This window comes from Amycolatopsis sp. NPDC114503 (assembly GCF_055633655.1).
Genome location: NZ_JBVKDT010000012.1, coordinates 1 through 16,112 on the forward strand (window position 1 = coordinate 1; position 16,112 = coordinate 16,112).

The 16,112-nt window shown below is 68.7% G+C and carries 15 protein-coding genes and 1 pseudogene; 13 read left to right on the forward strand and 3 right to left on the reverse strand.

The features are described 5' to 3' along the window. Positions 1 to 329: 329 nt before the first annotated feature. Complete coding sequence (locus tag ACZ7OI_RS38015) at positions 330 to 1,007, forward strand: GntR family transcriptional regulator (RefSeq protein WP_470268953.1); 678 nt, start codon at positions 330 to 332, stop codon at positions 1,005 to 1,007. 188 nt (positions 1,008 to 1,195) lie between these two features. Further along, positions 1,196 to 2,347, forward strand: a complete 1,152-nt coding sequence (locus tag ACZ7OI_RS38020) for a CaiB/BaiF CoA transferase family protein (protein ID WP_470268954.1) — start codon at positions 1,196 to 1,198, stop codon at positions 2,345 to 2,347. 19 nt (positions 2,348 to 2,366) lie between these two features. Here the strand turns inward: ACZ7OI_RS38020 and ACZ7OI_RS38025 are convergent, their stop codons facing one another. Further along, entirely contained in the window at positions 2,367 to 3,353 is a 987-nt protein-coding gene (locus tag ACZ7OI_RS38025; protein WP_470268955.1) for an AraC family transcriptional regulator, read from the reverse strand. A 199-nt stretch (positions 3,354 to 3,552) separates the two neighbouring features. On the opposite strand from ACZ7OI_RS38025, the gene ACZ7OI_RS38030 reads away from it, so the two are divergent. The 3 genes from ACZ7OI_RS38030 to ACZ7OI_RS38040 are packed head-to-tail and all read left to right on the forward strand — an operon-like array spanning position 3,553 to position 7,153. Beyond that, positions 3,553 to 4,029: a MaoC family dehydratase gene (locus tag ACZ7OI_RS38030; RefSeq protein ID WP_409180707.1), complete on the forward strand. Its 477-nt coding sequence runs from the start codon at positions 3,553 to 3,555 to the stop codon at positions 4,027 to 4,029. 17 nt (positions 4,030 to 4,046) lie between these two features. Beyond that, positions 4,047 to 5,996, forward strand: a complete 1,950-nt coding sequence (locus ACZ7OI_RS38035; RefSeq protein WP_470268956.1) for an AMP-binding protein — start codon at positions 4,047 to 4,049, stop codon at positions 5,994 to 5,996. Beyond that, on the forward strand, positions 5,993 to 7,153 hold the full coding sequence (locus tag ACZ7OI_RS38040) for an acyl-CoA dehydrogenase family protein (RefSeq protein WP_470268957.1): 1,161 nt from the start codon (positions 5,993 to 5,995) through the stop codon (positions 7,151 to 7,153). Before ACZ7OI_RS38035 ends, ACZ7OI_RS38040 begins: the two co-directional genes overlap by 4 nt. A gap of 144 nt (positions 7,154 to 7,297) precedes the next feature. Here the strand turns inward: ACZ7OI_RS38040 and ACZ7OI_RS38045 are convergent, their stop codons facing one another. Beyond that, positions 7,298 to 8,638 carry an MFS transporter gene (locus tag ACZ7OI_RS38045; RefSeq protein WP_470268958.1) on the reverse strand — a complete coding sequence of 447 codons (1,341 nt, stop codon included), beginning with the start codon at positions 8,636 to 8,638 and terminating at the stop codon, positions 7,298 to 7,300. A gap of 343 nt (positions 8,639 to 8,981) precedes the next feature. On the opposite strand from ACZ7OI_RS38045, the gene ACZ7OI_RS38050 reads away from it, so the two are divergent. Then, positions 8,982 to 9,926 carry an alpha/beta hydrolase gene (locus ACZ7OI_RS38050; RefSeq protein WP_470268959.1) on the forward strand — a complete coding sequence of 315 codons (945 nt, stop codon included), beginning with the start codon at positions 8,982 to 8,984 and terminating at the stop codon, positions 9,924 to 9,926. A gap of 61 nt (positions 9,927 to 9,987) precedes the next feature. Next, positions 9,988 to 10,875 carry a helix-turn-helix transcriptional regulator gene (locus ACZ7OI_RS38055; protein ID WP_470268960.1) on the forward strand — a complete coding sequence of 296 codons (888 nt, stop codon included), beginning with the start codon at positions 9,988 to 9,990 and terminating at the stop codon, positions 10,873 to 10,875. 54 nt (positions 10,876 to 10,929) lie between these two features. Here the strand turns inward: ACZ7OI_RS38055 and ppnP are convergent, their stop codons facing one another. After that, a complete protein-coding gene (gene ppnP / locus ACZ7OI_RS38060; protein ID WP_470268961.1) occupies positions 10,930 to 11,211 on the reverse strand; it encodes a pyrimidine/purine nucleoside phosphorylase in 282 nt (93 codons plus the stop codon). Between the two features lie 127 nt (positions 11,212 to 11,338). On the opposite strand from ppnP, the pseudogene ACZ7OI_RS38065 reads away from it, so the two are divergent. The 6 genes and pseudogenes from ACZ7OI_RS38065 to ACZ7OI_RS38090 form a co-directional block, all read left to right on the forward strand. Beyond that, a pseudogene (locus tag ACZ7OI_RS38065) lies at positions 11,339 to 11,671 on the forward strand (PucR family transcriptional regulator ligand-binding domain-containing protein); the annotation flags it as partial. 13 nt (positions 11,672 to 11,684) lie between these two features. Next, a complete protein-coding gene (locus ACZ7OI_RS38070; protein ID WP_470269173.1) occupies positions 11,685 to 12,014 on the forward strand; it encodes a hypothetical protein in 330 nt (109 codons plus the stop codon). A 129-nt stretch (positions 12,015 to 12,143) separates the two neighbouring features. Further along, complete coding sequence (locus ACZ7OI_RS38075; RefSeq protein WP_470268962.1) at positions 12,144 to 12,842, forward strand: PucR family transcriptional regulator; 699 nt, start codon at positions 12,144 to 12,146, stop codon at positions 12,840 to 12,842. Positions 12,843 to 12,991: 149 nt separating this feature from the next. Further along, on the forward strand, positions 12,992 to 13,744 hold the full coding sequence (locus ACZ7OI_RS38080) for an MFS transporter (protein ID WP_470268963.1): 753 nt from the start codon (positions 12,992 to 12,994) through the stop codon (positions 13,742 to 13,744). Then, on the forward strand, positions 13,744 to 14,454 hold the full coding sequence (locus ACZ7OI_RS38085; protein WP_470269166.1) for an MFS transporter: 711 nt from the start codon (positions 13,744 to 13,746) through the stop codon (positions 14,452 to 14,454). The genes ACZ7OI_RS38080 and ACZ7OI_RS38085 overlap by 1 nt, the downstream gene beginning before the upstream one ends. Positions 14,455 to 14,464: 10 nt before the next feature. Further along, complete coding sequence (locus ACZ7OI_RS38090) at positions 14,465 to 16,081, forward strand: flavin-containing monooxygenase (RefSeq protein ID WP_470268964.1); 1,617 nt, start codon at positions 14,465 to 14,467, stop codon at positions 16,079 to 16,081. Positions 16,082 to 16,112: the final 31 nt, after the last annotated feature.

Below are 16,112 nucleotides of genomic sequence, written 5' to 3' on the forward strand. Positions count from 1 at the left end.
TCCTGCTCGCGCGGAACGACCTTCGCCCGGACGAAGTCGCGCACCAGCTCCAGAATCGGCCGGAAGTCCTCGGGAGTCACCGCTGCTGCCATGCCCCCACTATGACCTACCGGGCTGGCATAGAAAATAGTTTATCAGAAATCATCGGATGGCTCACATGCTACGAGATCGCTGAGGTGCCCCATCGAGGTCGAGTATGTGCAGGTAAACGCTATGACAGTGCGGACTTCCAGGCCGGTCCGGGTGAGCTTCGCGCGATCCAAGCTCGGGCGCAGTATGTGATACTTCATGGGAAGGAACGTCGGGCGGAGGGATGGGAAGTCGTGGCGATGTCCGAGACAGCGAGTGCCGGACCGCGCCGCACCGGCCCGGCGAACCTCAACGCGATGGCCGCCCAGGAAATCCGGCACCGCGTCTTTTCCGGCCAGCTGCGCGCCGGGGCGAAGATCGACCAGGAAGCGCTGGCCGACGAACTCGGCATCAGCAAACTGCCCATCCGCGAAGCCCTGATCACCCTCGACCACGAGGGCGTCGTCGAGCACATCGCCCGCCGCGGCGCGTTCGTCGCCCGGATGGCCCGCGACGACATCCGCGACCACTACCGCGTGTTCGGCGTCGTGTCCGGACTGGCCGCGGAACGCGCGGCGAAGAACCTGACTCAAGGAAGCCTGCAAGCACTGGAAGATCTCGTCGACCGGATGGGGCAAGAGACAGATCCTGCGGAGCTGGAACGACTGAACTTCGAGTTCCACCGCCGAATCAATCACGCTTCCGATTCGCGTCGGCTGATCTCGATCCTGGCGATCCTGGTGAAGACGGTGTCGCACGGGTTCTACGAGGCGCACGCGGATTGGCCGGACAAGGCCGCCGAGGATCATCGCCGGATCCTGAAGGCGCTGAGCACCCGGTCGGCCGCGCGTGCCCGGTCGCTCGTGGAGAAGCATTTCTCCGACGGGGGAGAGCGAGCGGTGGCGTTGCTGGAGAAGCAGGGTTTCTGGGAGCACTGACCGTCCGCTCCGGCCGGATCTTTCGGCTGCTGCGCTGAACCGGCCCCGGTGATGGCTCGGGAGTCGAGCCCGCAGACTTTCCTGGGCAGAAGGTCGAGGCGCGGCGGCCCGGCAGTCGAGGGGTAGCACCGGCAGTAGATAATACATAATATGTTCGAATGCGTGCCCGAACTGCCGAGGGAGTGCCGATGACGACCGAGACGAACCGCCGTGGACCGCTTGCCGGGGTTCGGGCGGTGGCGCTCGCCGGGATGGGGCCGACGCCGTTCGCGAGCATGCTGCTGGCCGACCTGGGCGCGGAGGTCGCCCGGGTGGCGCGGCCGGCGAACAACCGGGGCCGCGCGCTTGGTCAGACCGAGGGCATGGCCGCCGAGCACGATCTCGCCAACCGGGGGGTCGACACGGTCCAGGCTGATCTGAAGTCGGCGGAGGGCGTGCGTACGGTGCGGCGGCTCACCGAAGCGGCCGACGTGTTCATCGAGGGATACCGCCCCGGCGTCGCGGAGCGCCTCGGGCTGGGGCCGGAGGTCTTGCTGGCCCGGAATCCCGCGCTGGTGTACGCGCGCCTGACCGGGTATGGGCAGTCCGGCCCGCTCGCGCAGCAGGCGGGCCACGACATCAACTACGTCGCCCAGACCGGTGCGCTGCACGCGATGGCCCGGGAAGGGGAGGCGCCGCGGCCGCCGATCAACCTCCTCGGCGACTACGCGGGCGGGGCGCTCGTGGCCGCCTTCGGCATCGTGAGCGCGCTGTTCGAAGCCCGCTCGTCGGGTCGCGGCCAGGTGCTCGACGCGGCGATGATCGACGGTGTCGCCTTGCTGACCGCCAAGCTGCAGGGCCTGCGCGCGGCCGGCCGCTACTCCGACGAACCCGGTACGAACTACCTCGATTCGGGCGCGCCGTTCTATGACACCTACCGCTGCGCGGACGGCCGATACGTCGCGGTCGGCGCGCTGGAGCCCGATTTCTACCGGGAGTTCGTCTCCCGGCTCGGCGTCGACTCGGCCGATTGGCCAGACCAGGACGACCGCGCGGCGTGGCCTCGGCTGCGCTCGCTCATCGCGGCCGCTTTCGCGGCGAAGGACCGCGACGAATGGGCCCGGATCTACGCGGGGACCGATGCGTGCGTAACGCCGGTGTTGACGTTCGACGAGGCGGCCGAGCATCCGCACAACGCCGAGCGGGCGGTGTTCGGCCGGGTCGGCGACGTGCTCCACCCGCGCCCGGCCCCGCGGTTCAGCCGGACCCCGGCGCGCGAGCCGTCCGCGCCCGACGCGGCGGTGCTCGACTTGGAGCGGCTGCTGGCCGCGTGGACGCAGCCCCGGGAGCGGTCGGCCTGACGCCCGCGGAGCCCGCCCGTCAGCTGCGGGGGCGGGCGGTCTCCGACGGAAGCATCCCGAACCGTTCGCGATACTGCTGCGCGAACCGGCCGGGGTGGTGGAACCCCCAGCGCGCCGCGACGTCGGTGACCGAGTCCGCCGCGCCGGACAGCAGCTCCCGGTGCACCCGGTCCAGCCGGACCGCGCGGAGGTAGGCCATCGGGGACTTGCCCACCGCCTCTTGAAAGCCCGCCTGCAGCGCGCGGGGGCTGATGGCGGCCATGGCGGCCAGGTCCGCGGTCGTGACGCTCTTCTCGGGATTCCGGTCGAGATAGTCGACGACTTCCCGGATGCGCGACCCCCGGGTGTGCGCGGGGCGGCTGTGCAGCCTCGCGCTGAGGCTGCTGGGCACGGTCATGAGCAGCTGGGTCATCAGCGCCGATTCGAACTCGTGGCACGCGGCGGGAACGGTGGCGAGCCCGCCGTCGCGGCTCAGTTCGGCGTAGAGGAAGCCCACTGTCGCGAGGAACGCCTGTGCGGTGCTGGACCGCAGGGAGAACGTGAGGTCGAAGTCGATCTCCTCGCGGACCGGTTCCCCGGTCAGTTTCGCCGCGTGCGCCTCGAGCAGGTCTTTCGGCAGTTTGACGTGGTACTGCCACGAATCCGCGCTCCACCGCACCAGGACCGGGGACTGCGGCACGAAGGCCACTCCGGCCTCGCCTGCCGCGAACGTCCGGTGCGCGCCGTGCTGCTCCACCGTGCTGGTGCCGGTGGCGGGCAGGTTGACGTGGTAGCACAGCCGCATCGGCGGGCCGACGATCGTGGTGTCCGCGCCGTAGGCCATCCGCCCGATCGTGAGGTGCGCCGACGGCGCGAGGTCGAGCCGGAATCGCATGCCGGCGCGGTCGGCGACCCGCACGTCGTGGCTCGCGAAGGCGCGCGTCACCTGCTCCCGCGCGGTCTCCAGGTCGGCGGTGCGGAAACGGACCGGTCCGGGCGGCACGGCAGGCCGCGGGCGATCAGGCATCGGCGCCTCCTCGGGTTGTCCCAGACGGTCGTCAAGAATATATGATGTGTGCAACCTGGCTAGACGGCGACCTATCGAGAGTATATTTTATATTTATTGCGAGCGAGGCGGCCGCGGAGGCGCGGGCCTGCCCGGACCGCAGCGGCCGAGACGATCGATCAGACGCCGCGTCGAGCGCGCGGCGGGGAGAGGACACCGGATGGCAGGCCTGTACTTCGAGGAATTCGAACCGGGGATGGTCATCGACCACCCGACCCGCCGCACCGTCACCGAGGCGGACAACACGCTGTTCAGCGTCATGACGCTCAATCTCGCTCCGCTCCACCTCGACGCGGAGTACAGCAAGAACAGCATTTACGGACAGCGGCTGGTGAACAGCCTGTTCATCCTCGGCCTCGTGTCCGGGGTGACGGTGCCGGAGACGACCCAGGGGACCACCCTGGGCAACCTGGGCTTCGAGAAGATCACCTTCCCCAAGCCGGTGTTCCACGGCGACACGATCCACGTGCGCACCGAAATCGTCAGCAAGCGCGAGTCCAAGAGCCGCGGCGATTCGGGCATCGTGATGTTCCGCCACCTCGGCATCAACCAGCGCGACGAGATCGTGTGCGACGCCCTGCGCGCGGGCCTGATGCTGAAGCGGTCCGCCGCCGAGGCGTCCGCCGCGCAGAGCTGAGCGGAAAGGGGCCGGACATGGCCGAGGACGAGACAGGCTACGCCTGGGCGCCGCCCGGAGAAGTGCGCGACCGCAGCCGTTACCTCGCCGCGCTGCGGAAGTGGGGCCTGCCCGGAGACGCGGAAGGCGTGTCCGAGGCGAACCGGCGGGCGATCGCCGACCCGGAGTGGTTCTGGCGCGCGGTCGTCGAGGACCTGGACATCGCTTTCGCGGAACCGTTCGAGCGGGTGCTCGACGAATCCGAGGGGAAACCGTTCCCTCGCTGGTTCCCCGGGGGCCGGATCAACGTCGCCGAACTGTGTGCGCACCGGCATGCCCGCGGCGAACTCGCGGGCAAGACCGCGGTGGTCTACGAGGGAGATTCCGGACAGCGGCGCACGCTGACCTTCGGCGAACTGGACGAGCAGGTGCGCCGGTTCGCGGCGAACCTAGCCGCGCTCGGCGTTTTGCGGGGCGACCGTGTCGTGCTCTACATGCCAGTGGTGCCCGAGGCGGTCGTGGCGTTCCTCGCGATCGCCATGCTCGGGGCGATCGCGGTGCCGACGTTCAGCGGCTACGCGGCGGACGCTCTTGCCACTCGGCTGCAGGATTCCCAAGCCGCCGCGCTGATCACCGCGGACGGGACGACCCGGCGCGGCAAGGAAGTCCCGCTGAAAGCGACCGCGGACGCGGCGCTGGCGGACGCGCCGTCGGTGCGCGCGGTCGTGGTAGTCCGCCACCTCGGCATCGACGTGCCGTTGACGGCTGGCCGCGACTGGCACTACGACGAGCTGGACCCGTCGCCCGCGCCGGTCGAGACCGCCGCGACGGAGGCGAATGACCCGCTCACCATCGTCTACACGTCGGGCACGACCGGTCGTCCGAAGGGCATCGTGCACTCCCACGGCGGGTTCGCGGTGAAGACCGCCGTCGATTTCGCTTATGGCTTCGACGTGCACGCCGACGACGTCGTCTGCTGGATCACCGACCTCGGCTGGCTGGTCGGTCCGATGCTGATGACCGGCCCGCTGCAACTCGGCGCGACCATCGTGATGATCGAGGGCCTGCCGACGCATCCCACGCCGGACCGGATGTGGGAGGTGGTCGAGCGCAACGGCGTTACCGTGCAAGGAATCGCGCCTACCGCGGCACGCGCATTGCGTGCGGCGCAAGGCAAATCAGGCCACGAACTGGCTACGTTGCGCTCATTCGTCTCCACCGGTGAAGCGTGGGACGAGCCGACCTGGTGGTGGCTGTTCGACCAGGTCGGACAACGCCGGGTGCCGATCGTCAACTACAGCGGCGGTACCGAGGTCGGCGGCGGGCTGCTGATCGGCTATCCGTTCCTGCCCGCCGCGGCGGCCGCGTTCACCGGCCCGCTGCCCGGAATCGACGCGGCGGTGCTCGACGACGACGGCTCGCCGATCGTCGACGCGATCGGCGAATTGGCAGTGCGCAACACCTTTCCCGGGATGACGCACGCGTTCTGGCACGACCGCGAGCGCTATCTCGACACGTACTGGGCACGGTTCCCGGACGTCTGGGTGCACGGCGATCTGTGCAGTGTGGACAGTTCCGGGCAGTGGCGGATCCACGGCCGCTCCGACGACACGCTGAAACTGGCCGGCCGCCGGGTCGGACCGGCGGAGATCGAGGCGGCCCTGCTGCGGGACAAGCGGATCGCCGAGGTCGCCGTGATCGGCGCGCCGGACGAACTGCGCGGCCAGCGCGCGGTGGCGTTCGCGGTGCTGCGTGCCGGTGGAGCGGAACCCGACGACCTGCAAGAGGTCGCGCTGGAGAACGCGGGGAAGTCGTTCGCCCCGGAGGTGCGCGTCGTGCCGACGCTGCCGAAAACCAAGAACGGCAAGATCATGCGGCGCGCCATCCGGGCGCGGTTCGTCGGGGCGCCGGTCGGCGACCTGTCGTCGCTGGACCCGGCCACGCCGCTCGAAGACATCCCGGTGCTCGCGGAGGAGAACGCGCAATGACCGATCCGGAAAGCAACGTCGAGATCGTCCGGAAGGCGACGCGGGAGCTGGCCCGCAAGTTCGACCACGACTACTGGCTGGACAAAGACCGCAAGCACGAATACCCGTGGGACTTCGTGAAGGCGTTCGCGGCGGGCGGCTGGCTGGGCGCGATGATCCCGGAGGAGTACGGCGGCATCGGTCTGGGCCTGGAGGAGGCCGCGGTGATGATGGGCGAGATCTCCGCGTCTGGGGCCGGGATGGCCGGTGGTTCGGCGATCCATTTCTACGTGTTCCCGCCCGCGCCTATCGTCAAGTACGGCTCGGAGGAGATGAAGCGCGAGTACCTGCCGAAGCTGGCGGCGGGCGAGCTGCTGATGGCGTTCGGCGTGACCGAGCCCGATGCCGGGGTGGACACGTCGCGGATCAAGACCAAAGCGACCAAGGTCGACGGCGGCTGGAAGATCAACGGCAAGAAGGTCTTCATCACCAACGCGCAGAACGCGCAGAAGATCCTGCTGCTGGCGCGCACCTCGCCGCGGCGGGAGGACAAGCCGCTGTACGGGATGTCGCTGTTCTTCGCGGACATGGACCGCGACAAAATCACCGTGCGGGAGATCGAGAAGCTGGGCCGCGCGGCGATCGACACGAACGAGCTGTTCATCGACGACCTGTTCGTGGCCGACGACCGGCTGGTCGGCGAGGTCGACAAGGGCTTCTACTACCTCCTGGACGGGCTGAACCCGGAGCGGATCGTGGTCGGCATGGAAGGCATCGGCCTCGGTCGGGCCGCGCTGGACATCGCCGCCGAATACGCGAAGAACCGGGTGGTGTTCGACCGGCCGATCGGGCAGAACCAAGCCGTGGCGCACCCGCTGGCGGATTCGTGGATCCGGCTGGAAGCCGCGGAGGGCATGGTCATACGGGCGGCGAGGCTGTTCGACGAGGGCAAACCGTGCGGCCCGGAAGCGGCGGCGGCGAAATACCTGGGCGCTGAGGGCGGTTTCGAGGCCTGCGACCGGGCGTTCTCGACGCTGGGCGGCTACGCCTATGCGAAGGAGTACCACGTGGAGCGGTTGTGGCGGGAGGTCCGGTTGCTGCGCAACGCGCCGTTCTCGCAGGAGATGGTGCGGAACTACATCTCGCAGCAAGTCCTGGGGCTGCCGCGCTCGTACTGAGGTCGGCGGCAGCGCGGCCAGATCGCGGCTGAAGGAACGGGCGGGGCTTCCGGCGGATCGCCGGGAGCCCCGCCCGTTTTCGCGTGGGCTGGCACTGACCGGGAGTCCGCCTTGCGGCGGACTCCCGGCCAGCGGCCTGAGGACTCATCCGGCGACGAGTTCTCCCCGGTCCATCTCGTAGTGCCGGGTCTCCTTGAGCCCGAGGGTGCAGACGGCGCTGATCAAGGCCAGCACCGCGAGGAACCCGCCCAGCGCGAGCGATCCGGCGGCTCCGATGATCGGGGCGGCCACCAGAGGCGGAACGGCGCCGCCCAGGATGCCGGCGACGTTGTAGCAGAATCCGGCCGCCGTGTAGCGGTAGCGGGTGATGAACAGTTCCGGCATGAACGCGCTGACCGGACCGAAGACGAGCCCGGCGAAGACCAGCGTCAGGCAGACTCCCGCGCCGTAGGAGAAGGCCGTGCCGATGTCCAGCACCGGGAACAAGGCGAGCGCCCAGGCCACGGAGACGAAGGTGGACACGAGGATGACCCGCCGCCTTCCGAACCGGTCGGACAGCACCGCGCCGAGAATCATCGAGATGCACCACACGACGCCGGCGAGTACGCCGATCGAGAGCACTGTGGTTTTCGCCAGGTGCAGATGGGCAGTCCCGTAGGAAGCGAGGAAACTGCCGCTGAGATAGAAGAAGGCGAACACCATGACCAGCACTCCAGAGCCGAACAGCATCTGGCGCGGCTGGTTGCGGAACGCCTCGGCGAGCGGGGCGGACGAGGTGCCGGACCGGCTGGTTTCGCGGCGGAACACGGGCGACTCTTCGATCTTCAGCCGCACGACGAGGCCGACGGCGATCAGCACCACGCTGGCCACGAACGGAATGCGCCAGCCGTAGCTGACGAAGTCCTCGTTGCTCATGGTGAGCCCGGCGATCAGGAACGTGAGGTTGGCCAGCACGACCGCGACCGCGCCGCCGAGCGAACCGAACATCGAGTAGAAGCCGCGTTTGGCCTTGGGGGCGCTTTCCGCCGCGAGCAGGGTCGCGCCCGCCCATTCACCGCCGACCGCGAGACCTTGCAGGATGCGCAGCAGCAACACCAGCAGGGGAGCGGCCACCCCGATCTGCGCCGCAGTCGGCATCAGTCCGATGAGGACGGTGGAGAGGCCCATCAGGAAAAGCGTGGTGATCAAAGTCTTCTTGCGGCCGACGCGGTCGCCGAAGTGTCCGAACAGGATCGCGCCGAGCGGCCGCCCGAGAAACGCGACGCCCTGGGTCGCGAACGCGGCCACGGTCCCCGCGGCCGGTCCGAGGGCGGGGAAGAACACGTGCGGGAACACCAGCGCGGACGCGGTTCCGTAGATCAGGAAGTCGTAGTACTCGATCACAGTCCCGGTGCTGCTGGCGATCGCGATGCGGCGCATGTCCTTCTTGGACGCCGTGACGGCGGGAGGCGGCTCGACGCCGGCGGTCTGCTGAGGCTGGTCCATAGCTCTTCCTTGAGGGGGCCGAGTGTCAGTCAGAAGTAAAATATAAAATGCAGAGTCACACTCTCCGTTGCGGAAGCGCGTGTGTCAACCGGCAGGCGCCGCCTCGCGAGGATCGGGCAGGAAGCGTTATTTCGGAGAGTTTTTCGCGACTTGCGCACGAGGATGGAGAAGCGTGACCGGGCGCGGAGCCAGGACCGGAAGGACGGCTGCACCTCGCCGGACTCGCCCGGTATCCAGGGATAAATCCTTCCTAGGAAAAAACCCGATCTGGTACGGCCCCGCGCGGAGGACGAGTGTGGAAGACAGGCCGGGGAAACGCCCCGAGCACGAACGAGGAGGCAGCATGGCCACCGGCACCGTCGAACACGTCAAGTTCCGCAACCGCGACATGTACTGGGACATCGCGGCGGATCTGCACTTCCCGCCGGGCTTCGACGAGACCAAGACCTATCCCGCGATCGTCGCGGCCCACCCGATCGGCAGCTGCAAGGAGCAGACCTCCGGCAACGTGTACGCCCCGGCGCTGGCCGAGGCCGGATATGTGGTCATCGCGTTCGACGCCAGCTTCCAGGGTGCCAGCGGCGGCGAACCGCGGTTCCTGGAAGACCCCGCGCAGCGCGTCCAGGACTTCAGCCGCGTCGTCGACTACCTGGTGACCCTTCCGTACGTCGACGCCGACCGGATCGGCGTGCTCGGGGTCTGCGGAGGTGGCGGGTACACCCTCGCGGCGGCGAAGACCGAGAAGCGCTTCAAGGTCGTGGTGTCCGTCACCGGCGCCAACTTCGGGCGGCTGCAGCGGGAGATGGCAGGCCAGAACGGCGGCGTGCTCCAGGCGCTCGGCACGATCGGCCAGCAGCGCACCGCGGAGGCCCGCGGCGAGCAGAGCGCGGTCAACGCGTTCCTGCCGGACACGGCCGAGGCGGCGCAGCAGACCGGGGACATCGACATCATCGAGGCCTTCGAGTACTACCGCACCGACCGCGGCCAGGCGGAGCACGGCTGCGTCCTGTTCGAGGCCGCGCACGGCACCGCCGCGCTGGGCTGGGACGCGTTCCACCTGGCCGAGGAGCTGCTCGACCAGCCGCTGCTGATCGTGATCGGGGACAAGGGCAAGCAAGGCGCGTTCGGTGCCTACCGCGACGGCCACGAGATCTACAAGCGGGCCGCGTCCGCTGACAAGACTCTCCTTGAGGTCGACGGCGCTTCGCACTACGACCTGTACGACCGCCCGAACGGGGCGGGCGAGGCCCTGAAGACGATCGTCCCCTTCTTCGCCGACAAGCTCTGAGCCAACCCGGGGAAGCCTTCTTCCCCTGATAGGCGACGGCGAGGATCGTAGGATGGCAGACATGGCTGACGCGACGGCTGAACTGCGCGAGCTGGGACAGTTCTTCCAGCATCGCCGCGCTGAGCTGCAGCCGCACGAGGTCGGCCTCGATGTCCCGGCGGCGCAGCGCAGGCGGGTTCCTGGGCTGCGCCGCGACGAGGTGGCGCAACTGGTCTCGATCAGCACGGACTACTACACGCGGATCGAGCAGGGCCGCCTCGCTCCGTCCGAACCGGTGCTGGACGCGCTGGAGCGGAACCTGCGGCTGGACGACGAACAGCGCGATTACGTCCGCACCCTGCTGGCCCGCACGGGTGCCCAGCCCGCACCGCGCGAGCCGGCCCGGCGCAAGCGCGCGGTCCGCCCCCAGCTGGAGCGGCTGCTGGGCCAGCTGGACCGGGTGCCCGCGCTGGTGTTCGGCCGGTACCTGGACATCCTGGCGTGGAACGATCTCGCCGCCGCGCTGCTGATCGATTTCGGCGCGATCGCGGAGAAGGACCGCAATTACGTCCGGCTGGTCTTCTCGAATCCGGAGATGCGCGCGCGGTACCCAGAGTGGGAGCAGGTCGCGCGCACGTGCGTCGCGGTGCTGCGGATGAACGCCGCGGGCAACCCCACCGATCCGGTGCTGTCCCGGCTGGTCGGGGATCTTTCCCTGACCAGCCCGGACTTCGGCCGCTGGTGGGCCGAACGCCGGGTGGCGCACCAGAACTTCGGCACGAAGACGGTCGCGCATCCCGAAGTGGGGGAGATGTCGCTGGACTGGGACAGCTTCCAGCAGGCAGGCAACGTCGACCAGCAGCTGGTGATCTGGTCGGCCGAACCCGGGACGGAGTCGGCGGAACGACTGGCCCGGCTGCGGGATTCCGTCGCGCAGAAAGCCAAGCATCGGCGCACCGCGCGACAGTGAAGCCATGGGCCCGCAGACCGGCAAAAGGCGTGCAGGCCCAGGACTTCCGATGGATCAGGCGTACGGGCAGAGGTAAGCGACGGTGTCGCTGACGCGCACGGTGAACGACTCGTCGGCCTCGATCTGGAACGAGTCGCCTTCGCCGAAGGTCTTCCATTCGTCGGAGCCGGGCAGCTTCGCGTCCCACGAGCCGCGGGTGAGGATCATCCACTCCCGCGTGGGTGCTTCGAAGGTCCATTCCCCGGGTTTCATCACGCCTACCGTGAACTTGCCCTGCGCGTTGGCGAACTCGAGGCTGCGGACGCGGCCGTCGTAGTACTCGTTCTGCTGGATCACCACATCTCCTTCCGTCCGGATCGGTCGCGCTCACGCTAAGAGCGCTGCCACGGGCGAACAATCTCCGCGCCGGACAATTCGGACCCAGTCGAGTCGCCGTCAACGCGAAGGTTCGTAGGACCCGGGGATGGAAAGCACCGCCCACCGGGTCACGGTCGCCGAGGTAGCGCGTCTCGATCGATTGCATCTCGCCGTCGTGCACGCGGGTTCCGGGATGGACGCGGAGGTTGGCATCCCGTATGTCGCGGAGCTGCCTTCGCCGGGACGCGGCCACTCCGGCGGCGAGCTGGTGATGACGACCGGCGGCGTGCTCGGGGAGGACGAGCAGCACTGGGAGCGGTACTTCGGCGAGCTGCGAGCGCACGACGCCGCGGCTGTGGTGGTCGGGTTCGGTCCGGACCGGACCTTCGCGCGAGTCCCGGAACTGCTCGTCGGTCTCGCGCGCAAGTACGACGTTCCGTTGCTGGCCGCGGGTGACGACGTCGTTCGTCGCCGTCACCCGCGCGGTCATCGCCGCGAAAGCCGAGGCGGAACGGGCCGTGCTGCAGAGTTCGTTCGCGATGCAGGTGGAGCTGACCCGTATCGTCGCCCGCGGCGGGAACGTCGACCGGCTGCTCGCCGAATGGCACCGCTCGACCGGCGAGAGCGCAGGAGTGCTCGACCGGGTGGGGCGGGCGTTCGGCAAGAACGCGGGTCTGGGCGGGGAGCTCCTCGCCAGGGCCGGGAACGGGTCCGCGCGGAGCCGCCTGGACCAGGCGGCGATCTGCGACTTGCCACGGACGACGGTGCCGATCTGGTGGTAGTCCCGTTCTCCGGCTAGGCGACCGTGCGCGGTTACCTCGTGCGGACCGATTCCCAACGGACCGAAGCCGAACTGGGCGTGCCGACCCTGTTGTCGCTGCTGGCGCTGGAAGTTGAACGACGCTGGTTCCTTGACGAACCGGCCCGCCGACGTCGCGCGCGCTCGTTCGCCGAGCTCCCTGTCCTGTGCTGAGGAAGCGTCGGCACGGGCGGTGCTGAAGAGCGTCGGCGCGGCGGACGGGCCGCTGTGGGGCATCGCGGTCGAAGCCCGGTCGGAGACCCACGCCGAAGTGCTCGTCGACGATCTCGCCGTGGTGCTCGGGACGCCGTTGCTGCGGCACCGCGACCGGTTCGTGGAGTGTCTTGCCGGCGTCGAGCCCAAACGGCTGCTGACCGAGTACGGGCTCGACGTGCCGGCGGGCATCGGCACCGCGGTGTCGCCAGGACAGGCTTCGCGCACCGTACGGCAGGCGACGGCCGCGCTGGCGACGAGCAAGCGGATGGGATCGGTGATCGAGTTCGTCGACGGCGCCGCGCACCAGCTCCTCCTCGCGATCGCCGACACCGAATACCTCGACTCGTTCGCGGGTTCGGTGCTCGCGCCGATCGAGGCCGCCAGCAACGGCGAAGCTCTGCTGCACACCCGGCACACCTGGCTGATCGAGCGGAGATCCGTCGAGGCGTGTGCGGAGCGCATGGGCGTGCATCGCCACACCGTCCGCAATCGGATCCAGCGCATCACCCAGCTGACCGGGCACAACTTGGAGAGCGTGGACGCGCAGACCGAGCTGTGGCTGGCGCTCAAAGCGCGTGGATTCCGCGAGGACTGAGCTTGGCCACTGTGGACACTTGCTGATCACTGAGTTGTCCGCTACGGCGATTTACCCAGGTCGTGGCCGCTGGCATCGTGAGCGCACCACGCGCTCCGGTGCGTGCCCAGCCGCCTTCGGCAAAGGCCCTGCGGATCAAGGAGACAGCCATGAGCACCGCCGCCCCCAGAACCGCCGCGGAGGACCGCGCGGTCCTCCGCCGTGTCGTGACCGCGAGCGGCCTCGGCACGCTCATCGAGTACTTCGACTACGCGTCCTACAGCTACCTGGCCACCACGATGGCAGTCGTGTTCTTCCCGTCCGAGGACCGGTCGGTGGCGCTCCTGCACACGTTCGCCATCTTCGCGCTGCCCTTCCTGGTGCGTCCGCTCGGCGCGCTGCTGTGGGGTTCGCTGGGGGACCGGCTCGGACGCAAGCCCGTGCTCGCTACGACGATCCTGCTGATGTCCGGGTCGACGTTCGCCATCGGGCTGGTGCCGGGCTACCACTCGATCGGCGTCGCCGCCCCGATCCTGCTGCTCCTCCTGCGCATCACGCAGAGCTTCTCCGCGTCCGGGGAGTACGCCGGTGCCGGGATCTTCATCGCCGAGTACGCGCCGGACCGCAAACGCGGGCTTTCACCGGAATGGTCCCGATGGCCTCGGCCGCCGGATTCCTGCTCGCGTCAATGCTGGCCACCGGGCTCTACTCCGGGCTCGACCCGGCTGCGGTCGCCGGCTGGGGCTGGCGCATCCCGTTCCTCGTGGCCGGTCCGCTCGGACTGGTCGGGCTGTACCTGCGGCTGCGGCTCGAGGACACCCCGGCCTACCGCGACGTCGTGGAGCGCGAACAAGGAAAGCCGCTTGCCCGCCGGCCCCGACTGCGGGCCGACCTGCCGCGGATGGGGCGGCTGCTGCTGGTGATGGCGCTCAACGCCGACGGCTGTTACTTGCTGCTCGGATACGTGCCGACCTACCTCGTCGAGGAGGTCAAGATGAGCGAGGCCGCGTCCAACCTCGTGGTGACCATCGCGCTGGTGGTGTACCTGGCGATCGTTCCGGTCGCCGCGGCCTTCTCCGACCGGTTCGGGCGCAAGTGGACTTTGGTGTTGGCGTGTGTCTTGCTCTCCGTGGCCACCTACCCGCTGATGATCGCGCTTTCTCGGGGCGGAATCGCGGTGGCGACGACAGCGCTGGTGCTGTTGCTCGCGATGTTTTCCCTCAACGACGCGGTATTCCCGGCCTTTTTCGCGGAAACCTTAGGCGCTCGCTCGCGCTATCTCGGGTTCGCCCTTCCGTTCAACGTCGGCGCGGCCCTGTTCGGCGGGGTCGCCCCGTACGCGGCCACCTGGCTGATCGGGTGGACCGGGAACCCGTGGTCGCCTGCGTTCTTCCTGATCGCAGTCGCGCTCCTGTCGCTGCTCGGATTGCTGCTCGCCAAGGAAACCTCGGGCAAGCCGCTCCCGGAGACGCGGAGGGAAACGTGGTGGCGGCTTCATCAGCCGCGGAGTGACCGGTCGAGCGGCGGGCATCGGCAGGGCATGGCCGTTCTCGCCGTGTCTCACATTGATACGCGGCACAGGTGCTCGCCGTCACAACTATGGGACTCAGCACAAGCCACCACAATGATGTGAGGGAGTCCCCATGCCCACTGCGGAGTCCGCCGAACTCGACGTTCTGGTCGTCGGCGCTGGATACGCGGGTCTGTACCAGTTGGACAAACTGCGGAAGCTGGGCCATGACGTGCGTGTGTTCGAGTCGGGAGCGGGCCTCGGCGGCGTGTGGTACTGGAACTGCTACCCCGGCGCCCGCACGGATTCGCCCGGGCCGATGTACCAGTTCGGCGACGAGGAGCTGTGGCGCGGCTGGCGGTTCAGCGAGCTGTACCCGTCCTGGTCGGAGGTGCGCGACTACTTCGCCCACGTCGACAAGAAACTGGCGTTGTCCAAGGACATCTCGTTCAATACTGAGGTCACCGGGGCGCGGTTCGACGAGAGCGCTCGACGGTGGACGGTCGAAGCACGAGACACCGTGAGCGGTGCGGTTCGGACTGTGCGGGCGCGTTATGTCGTGCTGTGCACCGGTTTCGGGTCGAAGCCGTACGTGCCGGACTTCCCGGGCCTCGAGACGTTCGAGGGCGAGGTCCACCACACTGCGCGGTGGCCGCAGGACCGCGAAGTCCCGCTTGCGGGCAAACGGATCGGAGTGATCGGCAACGGCGCGTCCGGGGTGCAGATCATGCAGGAGGCCGCGCCGGTCGCCGAGCATCTCACGCTGTTCCAGCGCACGCCGATGCTCGCGCTGCCGATGCGCCAGCGCCCGGCGACCGACGAGGACCAGCAGCTCGCCGAAAGGATGGCCGCACGCAACGGGCACTTCGCCGGCGTCGACTACGACTTCCTCGAGCAGGCCACGTTCGACGTCTCCGACGAGGAGCGGCTCGCGACCTACGAACGCCTGTGGGAGATCGGCGGGTTCCGGCCGTGGCTCGGCAACTTCAACGACCTCTTCTTCAGCGAAGAGAGCAACCGGAAATTCTACGACTTCTGGCGGGACAAGACGCGAGCCCGGATCGACGACCCGGCCCTGTGGGAGGTCCTCGCGCCGACCGAGCCGCCGCACCCGTTCGGGGTGAAGCGTCCGTCGCTGGAGCAGAACTACTACGAGATCTTCAACCAGGACAACGTCGACGTGGTCGACCTGCGGGCACACCCGATCGCGCGGATCACGCCCCGCGGGGTGCGCACGGCCGACGGCGTGGAACACGAGCTCGATCTGCTCGTGCTGGCGACCGGCTTCGACGCGGTGACCGGCGGGATCACCGCCATTGACATCCGCAACGGCGAAGGTGAATCCTTCGCTGACTCCTTCAAGGACGGAGCGCACACCGCGCTCGGCTCGGCGTCCAGCCGGTTCCCGAACATGCTGTTCGTCTACGGTCCGCAGAGCCCGTCGGCGTTCTGCAACGGCCCGACCGCCGCCGAGGCGCACGGGCAGTGGGTCGTGGAATTCATCGACCACTTGCAGCGCAACGGAATCACCCGGGTCGAGGCGACCGCCGAAGCGGAGCAGCGCTGGCAGACCACGATCGACGAGATCGCCGCGGCAGCTCTCTTCTCGAGGGCGAAATCCTGGTACATGGGCGCGAACATTCCGGGCAAGAAGGTTCAGCTGCTGATGTACCCGGGCGGGCTTCCCGGTTTTCTCGCAGAGGTCAACGAGTCCGCCGGTAAGGGCTACCCGGAGTTCGTGACTGCCTGAGCTGCCGTGCGCCGGGAGGACGCTTCCCGGC